The organism is Burkholderia sp. BCC0397 (genome assembly GCF_902832865.1).
Lineage (GTDB): Bacteria > Pseudomonadota > Gammaproteobacteria > Burkholderiales > Burkholderiaceae > Burkholderia.
The window spans coordinates 474085-488966 of sequence record NZ_CADFDL010000003.1; the positions used below are offsets into that span (position 1 = coordinate 474085).

At 58.2% G+C, this 14882-nt stretch carries 10 protein-coding genes; 4 read left to right on the top strand and 6 right to left on the bottom strand.

The genetic code is table 11. The annotated features are described in order from the left end of the window. The first annotated feature begins 35 nt into the window (after positions 1 to 35). Complete coding sequence (locus HWX03_RS12345; RefSeq protein ID WP_175871410.1) at positions 36 to 851, top strand: sulfotransferase; 816 nt, start codon at positions 36 to 38, stop codon at positions 849 to 851. Between the two features lie 93 nt (positions 852 to 944). Here the strand turns inward: HWX03_RS12345 and HWX03_RS12350 are convergent, their stop codons facing one another. The 5 genes from HWX03_RS12350 to HWX03_RS12370 form a co-directional block, all read right to left on the bottom strand. Further along, on the bottom strand, positions 945 to 1922 hold the full coding sequence (locus HWX03_RS12350) for a glycosyltransferase (RefSeq protein ID WP_175871411.1): 978 nt from the start codon (positions 1920 to 1922) through the stop codon (positions 945 to 947). A 48-nt stretch (positions 1923 to 1970) separates the two neighbouring features. Beyond that, positions 1971 to 2549 (bottom strand): acyltransferase, encoded by a 579-nt coding sequence (locus HWX03_RS12355; protein ID WP_175871412.1) that lies wholly within the window; start codon positions 2547 to 2549, stop codon positions 1971 to 1973. A gap of 14 nt (positions 2550 to 2563) precedes the next feature. Continuing rightward, positions 2564 to 3802 carry a glycosyltransferase family 4 protein gene (locus HWX03_RS12360; RefSeq protein ID WP_175871413.1) on the bottom strand — a complete coding sequence of 413 codons (1239 nt, stop codon included), beginning with the start codon at positions 3800 to 3802 and terminating at the stop codon, positions 2564 to 2566. A 26-nt stretch (positions 3803 to 3828) separates the two neighbouring features. Beyond that, positions 3829 to 7224: a methyltransferase domain-containing protein gene (locus tag HWX03_RS12365; protein ID WP_175871414.1), complete on the bottom strand. Its 3396-nt coding sequence runs from the start codon at positions 7222 to 7224 to the stop codon at positions 3829 to 3831. Positions 7225 to 7340: 116 nt separating this feature from the next. Beyond that, a complete protein-coding gene (locus HWX03_RS12370) occupies positions 7341 to 8711 on the bottom strand; it encodes an ABC transporter ATP-binding protein (protein ID WP_175871415.1) in 1371 nt (456 codons plus the stop codon). Positions 8712 to 9210: 499 nt separating this feature from the next. On the opposite strand from HWX03_RS12370, the gene HWX03_RS12375 reads away from it, so the two are divergent. The 3 genes from HWX03_RS12375 (at position 9211) to HWX03_RS12385 (ending at position 13643) form a co-directional block, all read left to right on the top strand. Continuing rightward, on the top strand, positions 9211 to 10035 hold the full coding sequence (locus tag HWX03_RS12375; RefSeq protein ID WP_175871618.1) for an ABC transporter permease: 825 nt from the start codon (positions 9211 to 9213) through the stop codon (positions 10033 to 10035). Then, positions 10025 to 11425 (top strand): ABC transporter ATP-binding protein, encoded by a 1401-nt coding sequence (locus HWX03_RS12380; RefSeq protein ID WP_175871416.1) that lies wholly within the window; start codon positions 10025 to 10027, stop codon positions 11423 to 11425. The genes HWX03_RS12375 and HWX03_RS12380 overlap by 11 nt, the downstream gene beginning before the upstream one ends. Before the next feature lie 319 nt (positions 11426 to 11744). Continuing rightward, a complete protein-coding gene (locus HWX03_RS12385) occupies positions 11745 to 13643 on the top strand; it encodes a glycosyltransferase family 2 protein (protein WP_244132639.1) in 1899 nt (632 codons plus the stop codon). Between the two features lie 188 nt (positions 13644 to 13831). Here the strand turns inward: HWX03_RS12385 and HWX03_RS12390 are convergent, their stop codons facing one another. Then, entirely contained in the window at positions 13832 to 14647 is an 816-nt protein-coding gene (locus HWX03_RS12390) for a class I SAM-dependent methyltransferase (protein ID WP_175871418.1), read from the bottom strand. Between the last annotated feature and the right edge of the window lie 235 nt (positions 14648 to 14882).

Consider the following 14882-nt stretch of genomic DNA (forward strand, 5'->3'; position numbering starts at 1 on the left):
CCAGGCCGTCGTCCATTGCACGCCATCCCCACAGCATGTTCATTCTTTTCGGTTCGCCTCGATCGGGAACGACCCTGTTCAAGGAGTCGCTCAACCTGCACAGCGACATCTTCATCCCGAACCAAACCACGCTTATCAGTCCGATCGCTCACGTCATGGGTTGCATCAGCAACTGGTCCGTCGCACGTCCGCTGATCAGCAAGATCGTCAAGTCGACGGACGACTTCCCCGAAGTTCTTGAGCCCTATATCTCCGCCACGGACATCGATGACGCGCTACGTGAAGCCGAACCGACCGTGGCAGGCGTGCTCACATCGATCTATGGTCGCATCGCATCCAATGCAGGAAAGCGGTTGAGTGGAGACAAAACCCCTGACGATCTCCTTTCGATCCGAAAGCTGGAACAGGTCGGACTCCTGGACTCTGACATCAGGTTTCTCCACATCGTCCGCGACGTACGCGGTACGATGCTGTCCCTCAAAAACGTCACGTGGGCTCCGTCAGGCATCGAGGAATATTTCCCTCGCTTGTGGAATTACACCAATCTCCACTTGCACAATGCCATGCACGAGCGCGCGAATTATCTGCTCCTGCGCTACGAGGATCTCGTCTCGAACCCGCGGAATGTCCTGGCGCGCTCTGCGGCATTTCTCGGCCTGCCGTTTGAGGAATCCATGCTGGACAATTCGAAGCGGGCGCCGGTACTGCGCCATGATCAGAGTCACCTCAACCTGTCGCGGCCGTTCCTGAACGACCGCGCAACGGCTTGGCAGACGAGCCTGCCACCGGACATCACCGCCCACTGTTGCGCTACCGCGGCTGAAGGGCTGAAAGCGTTCGGATATATCTGAGTATGCGGTAGTCCGTGCGGGGTCTGCCATGAGAACGGTCGCGCACCCTGCGTGCGCAGCCTCGATCGTTCTGCTCTTTGGCGTCGTGACAAGTCAGCCCGCCACGGCGACGCGAAATGCATCGGCATTTCGTGCATCGACAGCATATTCATAGAATGCTGAACGCGTCGGAAATGCCGGAAGGACGGTCTGCAGAAAGCACAGCATCTCAGTCATCCCCTTGTTCTGCAGGAAGCGCCTGAATGCATCAAGATCGCTTCCGTCCAATCGCGCGGAGAACATTCTCGGCCCCGACATCGCAAGTGCCTGCGCAATGACCGCCGCGATCTCGACCCGAACCTTGCTCAAGTCTTCCTTGATCGTATTCCTTTCGTGCACGCGATACACGATATGCTTCACGTCCCGGTCGATATACACGCTGTCGTAGGCGAACGCGTACATCAAGAAATCGAGATCATGGCAGTAGCGAAGCGGCTGGAATCCGCCCGCAGCTTGCCAGAGAGCCCGACTGAATACCATGTTCGACGTCGTCGCGACAAAATTCTCGTTTAGCAATGCCAGTTGCTGCAATCCGGTATCGCTTAGAAATCCATATGCACGCGCCAGCCAGTCGATCGCGACGCCAGCATGCTGTTCGATGCCGTGGTCGTCCATGATGCCGGCCCGCCCCACGATCAACCCCGGGCCGGCCCGCTCCTGAATCAGTTCCCGGCAACGCGCGAGTTTCTCCGGCGCAAATACATCATCCGAATTCAGCACCGCGACATAGTCGCCGCGGGCGAGACCAATCGCACGATTGATCGTATTGTGGGCCCCTGCATTCTCCTGTCGATAGGCGTTCGCATACGGAACGTTTGCGAGAAGTCGCGACGCGACGTCAAACCCGTCGTCGGACGAACCGTCATCGATCAATATGATTTCATCGGCAGGAGAAGACTGCGACAACACACTCTGCAACGTACCTTCGATATACCGTGCATGGTTATACAAAGGGATAACCACAGAAATGGTGGCGTTCGCCCGAGCAACGGATGCAGGCGCAGACGGCTTGCGGAATTTAAAGATTGACATATTCAAGACCGGGCAATGATTTCATCCACAAAACACTCAAACACGAATTCATTGGATATCGGTATCAAAGAACGGGAAGTAGCGCGACCGATACCGCAAATCCCGCGTCCGCTCCTTGATGAACCGTGCCGGATTTCCGGCAACGATCGTGTATGGTTCGACATCACGCGTTACAACCGACCCTGCTCCCACCACTGCCCCTTCGCCAACACGAACACCAGGGCTGATGATTGCGCGAGCACCGATCCAGACGTGATCCTCAATGACAACCGGTTTGCACAAGCATACGAAATCCGGATTCTGCGGATCGTGCGTCAACGTCTGGATTAACGTATAGTGCGAAATATTTACGTTGTTCCCGATCGTCAAGGGAACACGACCATCCAGATAGGTATATCGGTTTACGACGGTATTATCCCCAATCGAAATGTGATACCCCGTAACAAAGCACCCCATCGCAATGCTTGAATCGCGACCGATCCTCACCTGACAAAACCTGCCAAGGAACCAATGCCTTATTCGATAAGGCATATAATTCATGAACAAGTGATTGCCCAGGTAGAAGCAAACCGCGGGTTTGAAGCGCCACCTGACGAAGCGGTAAAACGACTTGAGTGAGCTCACCATATCCGCCTCTTCCGTTATCGGTTGTGCGCCCTGACCACATCTTCGATGATCGATTCGTAGCGCGTCACGATATCGGCAAAGTTGTAGCTCGCGTAGATCTTGTCGCGCCCCCGCGCCCCTCTTTCACGCCACTGCGCAGCGTTCGATGCCATTTGGTCCATCGCATCCGCGAGGACGGGCGCAATCTTATATTCCCTCGGTGCGTAGGCAAGCTCGTCGAGCAACTTCGAATTCAGATTCGGCGTATCGCCATATTCGTTCGGGATCAGGATCCCGATATCGTCATCGTCGATGACTTCGGCGGATGCGCCTGTGTCGGTGAGGATCATCGGCTTGCGATAGAACATGGCCTCGTTCATCGCAATGCTCCAACCCTCGATGAACGACGGAAGGATGAACGCGTCCGCAACGCGATGTACGTCTTCGACATCCGGGAAATAGCCCGGCATCAGAATATGCTGCTCCAGACCATGCTCGACCAGATAGTGGCGAAGCGCATCGACGTGAGGGGGATAGATCACGTTGCCAACGCAGAGAATCTTGACGTCGCGTCTGCGCGCCAGCAAATGGCGCATCGCGTCCGCCATCACGTAGTGCCCCTTGTGCAGATTGTACGAAGCGACATTCGCGAACACGTAGTCGGAATCCGACAGGCCAAGCTGCGCGCGCGTCAGCTTCGGAGGCTGCTTTTCCCTCGTCTCGTGTTCAGACAGGATAAGCCCGTTCGGTACCGTCACGACCTTGCCGTCCGACACGCCGAGATTCGTCACAGCAAAGCGGGTCGCGTTCTTCGAAACTGAAACGTAGCGATCGACATAGCGATCATTGTCGGCAAACGCTCGTGACTGTTCGTCCGAAAAGAACGCATAGACATTATGGATGAACGTGATATTCGGAATCCCGAGACGATCAAACAGCGGATAGCCGGTATTCGAGAAGTGAGACATCGAGATATCGACACTCAACTCGGTCAGCAGTTTCTCGTAAGCCGCGAGCGTGTTCGCTGCGGGCAGTCCGACCACCCGCAGGCCGGCATTGCGTGCGACGGTACCAAGGTGCCCGACTTTGCCCGGCGTAACGATGGTGACGTCGAAACGTGCCCGATCGAATGCGATCGCGGAGTCGAGCACGACCTTCTCGAGACCGCCCTTGTCGAACGACGCCAGTTCGATCACGACACCGAGCTTCCCGTCGGTACGGGGACGACGTTGCGGCGGTACTTTACGAAACAACGAGAACAGGGAACGCAGCATGGCGAGGATCAATATGAGTGGAACGGTCAGTGAATATCGAATGCACCAGGACGCAAATCTCGCTCGCCGTCGAGGACGTTGATCGATGCGAGCAGAGTAGACATCCTGGCCGCAACGGTTTCCACCGAGTACTCTGCAACCGCAGCCGCGAACCCTGCATCGGCGACGCGCTGCCACAGTTGCGGGTCTTCGAGCAGTTTGACGATCGCTGCGGCAATGTCTTCGGCACTGTCACCCTCAAGCACCTGCTCACCTGCAACGAGGCCCATGCCTTCGCTCGCAATCTTGCTCAGCACGCTGGGTACCCCATGCAACAGACTTGAAACCACCTTGCCCTTGATACCGGCACCGAATCGAAGCGGTGCAACCGATACGCGAGCCACGTCGAGCACGTCGCCCAGACTCTCCACGAATCCGACAACCTTCACACCCGTTGCCGGATTGTCGAGCGAGCGTACGTAATCGGTCACGCCGCTGCCGATGATACGCAACTCCGCGGTGGGCTGGCTCCGCCGCACGATCGGCCAAATCTCCTCGACCAGGAATTGCACTGCATCGATATTCGGTCGATGCGCGAATCCGCCGACAAATACGACGCCGGACCGCTCGTCGAATGTCCGCCCCGAACGGGTCGGCATCCGCGGGATCGGAATGCGATGGACGTTCGCTTGCGGCACCAGATCTTTCAGCACATCGTGCTCGAGACGACTCACCACGATGGTCGCATCGGCTTCGCGCACGGTTTGAATTTCCGTGCGCCGCAGCATCAACGCCTCTTCCAGTGCTTCGGAGGAGCGGTCGTGGATTGCCGCACGCTCTTCACGGAGGTAATGGAGATCCACCGTGCCAAACACCAGCTTGACATGCGGCGCTCCCCGACGAAGCGGTTCGACCAGATGACGAGCGACGATGATGCGTTGAGCGACGACTACGCGTGCATCCACGACTTCTTCCATGAACAACTGGTTGAGCGATGCGAGATCGCTCGCACACTGAACCCGCACGCCCCAACGCCGCAGCGCGTCCATATAGGCGACAGGAGGCGACTGTTCGAATGCAGCAATGAAGCTCACGTCATAGCCGAACTCGCGGAAAATCCGTATGTACCAGTAGACGTCAACCGATCCGGAATCCTGATCGGGCTTTGGCACGAATGCATCGACGATCACGACCTTCGGTCGCTGCGGCAATGCAAGCACGTCGCCAAACGGGCGTTCGACCCGGAAGAGCCTGTCGTGATGCTGCCGCAGGAGCCAACGCTGATACGCATCATCCCAATTGTCACCATTCGTCGGCCGGCTCGCTTGCGCCGCATTCGACATGACGAAACGGGCGAACGGCTGCAAGTAGGTTTTCTCTCCTCGTGCAAACAGATCGAGCGCCAACGCAACGAAACCGGTTGTGAGGACCGGCATCTCCTCCTCGAAACGCGATGCACGCCTCCAGGCATCGTTTCGAACCGCGATGAATCCCGGGCTTGCCGCCTTGATCTCGGTCACATTCTGGATCTTGACGTTATCGCTGTTGACGCCCGCATGGGCGGCCAGGAGATGCGCGCCAGCATCGATGACTCCGCCAGCGGCGTACACCGTACCGTTCCTTTCCAAGATGATCCCGGAGACCGCAGCCGCGTCGGTAAAGCGTTCGAACGCTTCATCGATCGCCGCCAGCCATCCCGGACGCGCCAGCAATACGTCCGACATCAGGACAACGAATTCGCTCCCGGACAAATCACCGATATGCTTGGCCAGTGCGGATATCGACAGGGCTGCATGACGATCGTCGATGACACGGATACCGCTCTCGGCCACCAGCTTCGCATCGATCTCGCCAACCGCGAATATCTGGTATGCGACGGATGTCGTATGGTGGCTCAGGGCCGCAAGACATTCGCGCATCGCCGCGCCGCCTTGTGATTGCAGCACGACGATCGTCGCTCGCGGCGCCGACGCTTGCTCGAACGGCTGGAGCGTCAACGACGACAACCCGTCAACCTCGGCGATCGACGTGGACAACCCTGTCGCCGCTCCAAGACGCGAAACCGGCGTCGTGTTGGCACCCTGCTGATTTGCGCGGATACGGCGGGCGGCATAACGAAGCGGCTTCGTCACGCGCCAGGAAGTGGAGTTCGTGATCTGCTTCAGTTGCCGCCGAAGGCTCTCGTTCTCGATCAGTAATGCAACCGTCGACGGATCGCTCTCGCGCTCGCCGTCGCTGTCCTGAGCCTGTGTGCCGAGCACGCCCTCCGCGTGCTTCAACTGGTCGGTCAACTCGTCGACCCGAGCAGCGAGAACCGTCGACGTGTTGTTCTGCACGTCGAGAGATTCAAGCACCTTACGTGAGGTCGTCATCGCTTCGTCGCGACGTTCGGTCGCCTCGGTAAGCGTGGAAACGGTCCGAGTCAATCGCTCGACTTCGGTTTTCAGGCGGCCGATATCGGCATTGTTCGCAATGATGACGTCGTTCAAGCGCACGGTCTCGACCGTCAACTTGCCGATCTCTTCGTCGCGCCGGAGAACCTCGTCGGTCAGCCGCACTGCCTCGGCCGTCAGACGGCCGATTTCGTCGCCGCGTGCCATGGTTTCCGTCGTCAGGCGGACAATTTCAGCCGCCTGGGCACCGATATGCGCGTTGCGCGCCTGGTCGTAACGCGTGAACGACACACCACCATCGAGCAGATTGTCGTCCATTTCCGGTATCGGACCGTCGGACGCAATCGCAATGAAGTACACGGGATCGAGAACGCCCGCAGTCTCGCGATACTCGCCCACCTCGTGTTCGGACCAGCAGTTGATGCGACGCTCACCGCTGCGCCCTTCCTTCTGGAGCAGCGATCCGGCAAGCGGCTTCTGTTCATAAAGGACGAAATTCTGAAACCCGCTCTTGAGCCACTGGACGAATTCCTCGCGATCGAGCTCGCGCACATGGTATTCGTTGGGGGGCGATCCGGGCGGCGAATAGATCGGACGGTTCGGCGTCGAAATGATCATGATGCCGCCCGGCTTCAGTACCCGACGCGCCTCACGCATGAACACCTCATGCTCGCGAAAATGCTCCAGCGTCTCGTAGGAGTTGAGGATGTCGACCGATGCGTCGGCAAGAGGAATCTGCGTGGCGCTACCCCACTCGAACCGGAGGTTCGGTACGTCACCATAGCGGCCCTTCGCATTTTCGACTGCTTGCGGGTCGACATCGACACCGGTCACGGAGCGCGCCGCCTGCGCCAGCAATGCAGAACCATAGCCTTCCCCCGAAGCGATATCGAGCACGTCCTTGCCTGCGCAGATCGCCGTCGAGAAAAGATACCGATGGTAATGCTCGTACTGAATCGGCCCCGCAACGCCCGGAAGATATCGTTCACCCGTGAACGAGTGATCATCTTCCGACGCTTTGAATCGAAAAATTCGCTCTTGCTTGATCATTTGAGAATCCTGCTCTGCAAACTTGCAAAAATCTTGTAAGTAATCTCGCCGAACACATGACGACAACTTTACGCCGGGAGATTGTGCTCATGCCTGTGGATCAAATCCGTTCCGCGCTACATCTCTTCGGACAGTCCGGCATGCGCCATCGGTACGCCCACGAGCGCGTGTCTCACGCGGGATGCGTGCACGCGAAGGGGTAACGCATCGTGGATCCAGTGATGCTGAACGTGATCGTATTGCGTGCCCTCCGCAATCGCCACGTTGATCGAGAAAGCACCCACCGGCAGTACCGGCATGATGAAGGTGAACTCCGCGCATAGCGCGTCGCCGGCGTCGCATGATACGGGTCGTTCGGCGAAGGTTGCGAACGTGTTGTCTCCCGTCAGCTCCTGACCTCGCTCGTTCTTGAGGTAGAAACCGACGATCGGGGAAACCAGCGGCTCGTCGATTTCAATTGTCACGCGCAGCGTAATCGTTTCGCCACCGACAATCCATTCGAGCCTGCGCTCCTGATCGTCGAAGAATGCAACGTCGACGATTCGCGCGCCCCCCTCGCCAAAAGCCTGCGACTGATGATTGAACGCCAGCACCTGGATGTCGTTGCGAAACGAGGAGGCGTTGAAGCGTTCGCGACGGAAATCAACTGCGCTGTCGTGACGCTCCACCTCCACTGGCACCGCCGTGGACGCTGCTCCGCTCGTGCTGTAGCGCGCCTCCAGATACGCTGCACAGACGTCCGCCGGTTTCCCCTGCGCAACAATCCGCCCGCTGTCGATCCAGATGACGCGCGAGCAAAGCTTTCTGATCGTCGACGTATCGTGACTGACGAACAGGATGGTTCCGTGCTGCTTGAATTCGTGCAGGAAACGAAAGCACTTCTGATTGAAAAATGCGTCGCCAACCGCCAGCGCCTCGTCGATCACCAGGATGTCCGCATCGACATGCGCGATGACCGCGAACGCCAGACGGACAAACATGCCGCTCGAGTAGGTCTTGACGGGCTGATCGATAAACTCGCCGATGTCCGCGAAATCGACGATCGACTCGTAGCGATCGTCGATCTGCTGACGGGATAGCCCGTACAGTTGCGCATTCAGATAGATGTTTTCGCGACCGGTGTACTCGACGTCGAAGCCGGAGCCGAGCTCGAGCAACGCGGCAACCTTGCCGCGCACGGCGATATCGCCGCGGGTCGGGGCCAGCGTGCCACAGACGATCTGGAGCAAGGTGCTCTTGCCCGACCCGTTCCGCCCCACGATGCCGACGGTTTCTCCGGCCGCGACGGAGAAACTCACGTCATGAAGGGCCCAAAATACGTTCGACTGCGCTTCAGCTTGCCGATGCGTCGCCTGTCGCGTCGCCGAGCCTTGCGCAAGTCGCGCAATAGCACCGAGCACTCCTCTCTTCAACCGGTCGCCGGGCCGCTCGTAGGACTCAAAACCCTTGCTGATGCCGTGAGATTCGATCGCGATATTGTCAGACATATGAATTCATTCTTCGCATCCCGTCCGGACACGATGCCAACCTATGGATTGCGATCGATGGATCGATCCAGTGATGTGCCATCAGTCGCGAATGGTAAACAACGAATCGTACCACGACGCACCATTTCATAATATGGAAAATCGGCACTGAAAAGCCCCGGGAAAGACGCTCCCCGGCCCGAAATTCCATTCGGGTTCGGCTCGCGGCTTGGAAAAGCCAACGATCGACACCAATCCGCAGCCCCGCACACGCGCCCGGGATTGCTTGCGACATTTACACTTCGACACACGCTGCAACCGACGCGACGTCGGTCCGCCGATGAACCACTATGCGATAATTCGCATGCACCAGAATGGCCTCAGGGCCAAGTAAAGCACTGGACCGCAGGTGCTGCACCGGCCTGACGCCCGCCTGCGGTCATCGAATCGCGGCTGCACGGATCCGCTTTCCGCCGGCTCCCTGTGCCGTGCCACACCCGCTGACCTTGTCGTCGAACTTATGCAAAGCTTTAGTCTTTCGCCGCGATCTCTCGCCGCTTCACTGGTGAAAAATCGCCGCCTGATGCTCGATCTCGCGCGCCGCGACGCCGTGGGACGTTACAAGGGGTCCTTTCTAGGCATCTTCTGGTCGCTGCTCACCCCCCTCATGATGCTGAGCGTCTATACGTTCGTCTTCAGCGAAGTGTTCAAGTCACGCTGGAACGACGCGTCGCACGCAGCATCAAAGGGCGAATTCGCCGTGGTGCTGTTCGCCGGAATGATCGTGTTCAACCTGTTTTCCGAATGCGTGAACAGGGCACCGGGGCAAATTCTCTCCCACTCGAACTTCGTCAAGAAGATCGTATTCCCGCTTGAAATCCTGCCTTGCGTGACGCTGTTATCGGCGCTGTTCCACCTTAGCGTGAGCGTCTGCATCCTGCTGGTCGCCGAATGGGTCGTCGTCGGTAGCGTGCCATTGACTGCGTTTCTGTTCCCCATCGTGCTCGCACCGCTCTGCGTATTCATCATGGGCGTGAGCTGGATCCTGTCCGCCACCGGCGTCTATCTCCGCGACATCGGACAAACCGTAGGGATCGTCATCACCGCGATGATGTTCCTCTCGCCCGTGTTCTTCCCGGTGTCTTCGCTGCCAGAACAGTTCCGCGGCTTCGTCTATCTGAATCCGATGACCTATCCCATCGAACAGGGTCGTGACGTTCTCATCTGGGGACACATGATCGACTGGAATCGGTGGTCCATCTATTCGATCATGGCCGTCGCCGTTGCATGGATCGGCTTCGCATGGTTCCAGAAGACGCGCCGGGGTTTCGCCGATGTCATCTGATGTTGTCATCCGCGCCGCGTCGCTCGCCAAAGGATTCGAGTCCTATCGCAAACCGTCGGACCGCCTGAAACGCAGTGTCCTCAGCTTGCTGAGCGGGCTTGCACCGGTCCCGAGCGTGCGCGAATCGCTGCGCCAGCGCGCGCAGGCGTGCGCCCGGATGTTCTGGGCGCTCAAAGACGTCAATTTCGAGATTACGCGCGGAGAAACGATTGGCATCATCGGCCGCAACGGCTCCGGCAAGAGCACGTTGCTGCAGATCATCTGCGGCACACTCGCTCCCACGAACGGCGCGGTGGAAACTCAGGGGCGCATTGCAGCGCTGCTTGAACTCGGTTCCGGGTTCGATGCCGAATACTCCGGCCGGGAAAACATCTACATCAACGGCCAGTTGCACGGCCTGACCCGCGAGCAGATCGATTCGCGCGTCGACGAGATCATTGCGTTCGCCGATATCGGCCACTTCATCGACCAGCCCGTCAAAACATACTCGAGCGGCATGTTCGTCCGCCTCGCGTTCGCAGTCATCGCACACGTGGATGCCGACATCCTGGTTATCGACGAGGCGCTGGCTGTGGGCGACGCATTCTTTACGCAAAAATGCATGCGCTTCCTGCGTCGCTTTCAACAGACCGGGACGGTTTTGTTCGTCAGCCATGATTCATCCGCCATCCGCAGCCTGTGCGACCGGGTCATCTGGCTGGATCGAGGTGCGATGCGCGAGTCGGGAAGTGCGAAAACCGTCTGCATGAACTACTTCGAGGCGTTTTATCGGAAACCTGGCGAGGACGGCGTGTCTCGTGTTGAATCCGACACCAGAAAGCTCGACATGACCGCCATCGGCAACGAGCCACGTGCAGATCAGCGCAGCGGATTCCCGCGCGACGCGATCGATACACTGCCGGCGCTGCCGAGCGTCGATCTGGATCCGCACGAACTTCCGGCGCAACGTGAGTCGACACTGATCGAATCCACGACCCTCACCAACACGAAAGGAGCCCCTGTTACCTGGGTCACGGGTGGCGAACGGGTTTCACTTCGGATTCGCATCCGCCGGACCGAATCCGACACGCCGCACATTGCGTTCTTCGTCAAGGACCGACTCGGGCAGCCGCTGTTTGGTGACGACAGCGTATTCGCGCTGCGGGAAGGCGGTTTGCCGTCTACGGATGCGAGCCACGTCGTTGCGGAGTTTCGTTTCGACATGCCAATCCTTCCGCCTGGCGACTACGCGTTCACCGTGCTCGCCGCGGCACCTTCCGACAACGGTATTCGCATACTCGACTGCGTTCACGATGCCATCATCGTAAAGTCGGAGTCCGCCCGTGTCGCAACCGGACTCGTCGGTGTTCCCATCAATCGCATCGAGCTCTTTGTTCGCGAAACTGCGTAAAACGTGTCAGTCCGTTTGAGGATCTGATCAACCCACACCGACCGGGCCCTGATTTACTCATATGACTTCCGGCCAACACCGCGCCCCACACGATTCGACAAATCACGATGCCCTTTCCCGTGACGACGTCGAGGGCAGCGCATTGGCGCAGCGCATTCTCGAACTGGAACGCGAACTTGCGGGCCTGCGCAAGGAAAATATCCTGCGCGCGAATGCCGAAGCCGACCGAATCCGGCTCGAGGATGAGCTGCGAAACATCCACGCGTCGCTATCATGGCGCCTGACGTCGCCACTTCGACACGTCACGTCTGCAATCCGCATGGCCGGCGTCGTTGCGGCAACGATCCGGCGCCAAGCGGTCGTCCGCGGTAGCCTGCCGAGTGCGCTCGGGCACTACGCGGCCATGCTCAAGCGGGAAGGTCTCCAGGGAATCCTTGCTCGGTCCAGACGTCTGCGTGATGGTGGCGGATTCGCCGACGCCCCCCCGCCCGACGAGGTCTATCACGAGTGGATCAACAAGTTCGATCGATTCGGCGACGCGGAACGTGCGGCCACCGAGAGTGCTCTGCAATCGTTCGAACGTCAGCCGCTGATTTCAATCGTCGTTCCGACGTACAACAGCAATCCGTCGTATCTCGAAGCAATGATCCGTTCCGTGCAGGAGCAGGTCTACCCGTTCTGGGAGCTCTGTATCGCGGACGATGCATCGCCGGGCGAGACTACGCGCGAAATCCTGACACGCCATCAGGCGCATGATTCACGAATCCGGCTCGTGTTTCGTACGGAGAACGGCCATATCTCCGAAGCGAGCAATAGCGCCCTCTCGCTGGCAACCGGTGAATTCGTCGCACTGCTGGATCATGACGACATCCTTCCGCCTCACGCACTGTTTACCGTTGCACAATACATCAACCGATACCCTCGCGCGCGCATGTTCTACAGCGACGAGGACAAGCTGAACGAACGCGGGCAGCGGACCGCCCCGTATTTCAAATGCGACTGGAATCCTGCGTTGTTCCGTACGCAGAATCTGTTTTCACACCTCGGCGTCATCGAAACCGCGCTAGTGCGGCAGGTGGGCGGCTTTCGGCTCGGGTTCGAAGGAAGCCAGGACTACGATCTCGCGCTTCGATGCGTCGAGATTGCCGGCGATGACAGCGTCGTTCACATTCCGCATGTGCTCTATCACTGGCGCATCACGGCCAGTAGCACCGCAGGAACGAGTCATGCCAAACCGTATGCATCAACGGCGGCGCAGCGGGCCATCGAAGGTCATCTCGCGCGCTCCGGCACCGTCGCAACCGTGGAGCAGCCCTTCGGCGAGTTGCCGGTTTTCCGCGTGAGGTACGCGATACCCGCCCCTGCTCCAAAGGTGTCCATCATCATCCCGACGCGAGACGGCGTCGCGTTGCTCCGCCAGTGCGTCGAAAGCATCGTCGGGCGCACGGTATACCCGAACTACGAAATCATCGTCGTCGACAATGGCAGCACTGACGGGGCTACCCTCGCCTATTTCCAGGAAATATCGCTCCGCCCGAACGTCAGGATCATCAGGGACGATTCGCCGTTCAATTTTTCTGCGCTGAACAATATCGCCGCAGCAGCAGCGACGGGCAGTTTCCTATGTCTACTGAACAACGATACCGAAGTCATCTCGCCTGACTGGCTCGACGAAATGGTCGGCATCGCGTCGCAGCCGGGCATCGGTGCAGTCGGTGCAGCCCTGTGGTACCCGGACAACTCGCTTCAGCATGGCGGCGTGCTGTTGGGACTGGGCGGTATCGCGGGCCATATGCACCACATGCTCAAGCGTGGGAATTTCGGCTACTTCAACCGTGCAGTTTCCGTGCAGAACATGTCTGCGGTCACAGCTGCATGCCTGCTAGTCAGCAAGCGGATATATGACGAGGTACACGGCCTGGACGAGGCTTTTGCCGTCGCTTTCAATGACGTGGACTTCTGCTTGCGGGTGCGAGACGCAGGTTACCGAAACGTATGGACGCCGTTCGCCGAGTTGTACCACTACGAATCGGCAACACGTGGTTCCGACATGGCGGCGGACAAGTACGAGCGCTTTGTGGGTGAGGTGCGTCGAATGGAAGAGCGATGGGGTAGCGCACTGAATCGCGACCCGGCATACAACCCGAATCTTTCCCTCGCCGTGGACGTATTGCCGTTCACGCTGGCCAATCCTCCGCGCATCGGAACCCTCGACTAGGTCGAAGCCTGCCGGCGTGAAGTGGACACAACTCGACGGAGCGGCCAGCGCCTGCTCCGTCCCAGGCCATCTCCAGCGGATCAAAAACCACCCTCTACCGCGCGCCCGCATGAACGACAAGGTCGATGAGCGTCGCCGAATGCCATCGGTTCAGCCGTTGCAAAGCCGATACTCGAGTATGGTCAACTTCACATCCATCGACTTACGAATCTTGTCCAGGCAGATACCGGCAGCGATGCCTCTCCTTGCCGCTGCGACAAGAAGACCCAGTTGTTGTAAATTGCGTATGCGCGCTCCATGTCGAGATCACCATGAGCAGCCAACATCTCCGACTTACCGATGATGCTACAGTAGCGCGCGAGAATATCCTGCCCGTAGTCAGTAAACGCCAATATTCCTTCAACTCTGGTCGGATCGAGATGAAACTCGGGCTCCTGCAAGTGAAGAATCACCCCATTCTCGATTACTGCCCGAGGTTCACTTTTAGCAAGATGCCATTTAACCGGTATCGTCGAAACATGATAACCACCGGGTTTCAAAATGCGTCTAATCTCGGAAAATGCCATTTCAGGACAGGGAACGTGCTCCAGAACATCTTCAGTGATAACCAGATCAAATGAGCAGTCGTCGAAGGACGTAGCCTGGATATCCTCGCAGAGCACTCCATTACGGCTCTCTCCCGAAGCAATGCCGTCGATATATTCACTGGCAACGAGGCGTTTCCCAAGCGGAGCTAGGGATTCAGCGACAGCACCTGCCGTGCTCGCTATGTAGACCGTTCCTCGAAATTTTCTTGCGAATTTCCGAAGCGATGCGTGGGAATCACCGCTCAGCCACAAATCGAGAATCGACTTTGCAAGATGCCGGTTTCTTGCGGAAGATCCGCAGTAATCACACAGGAAAGAATTGCGCTTGCAGGGGAAATCGACTGGCTCGTATGACTTGAAGATGGCTTGCGATCCGCAGACGTGGCAATATCCGCGAGCAATTTGCGTTGGCTCCATACTCATCTCTCAGGTAGACGGTTTGGGTAGGCTTCTGTTGCCATAGCCGTGGCAAATATCGATACATCGCTAACTGAAGGCCGGCCACGAGCTTACAACATATTACATATAATTATATTTTTGAAAGGAAGTGGGGTTAATACCAATCCCAGCCCATCATCCAGTCCGTCAGAGTGTGATTATCTGGCACGCCTCCTCACTTCAAACCCATCCACTAACGCGTCACCATACGCCT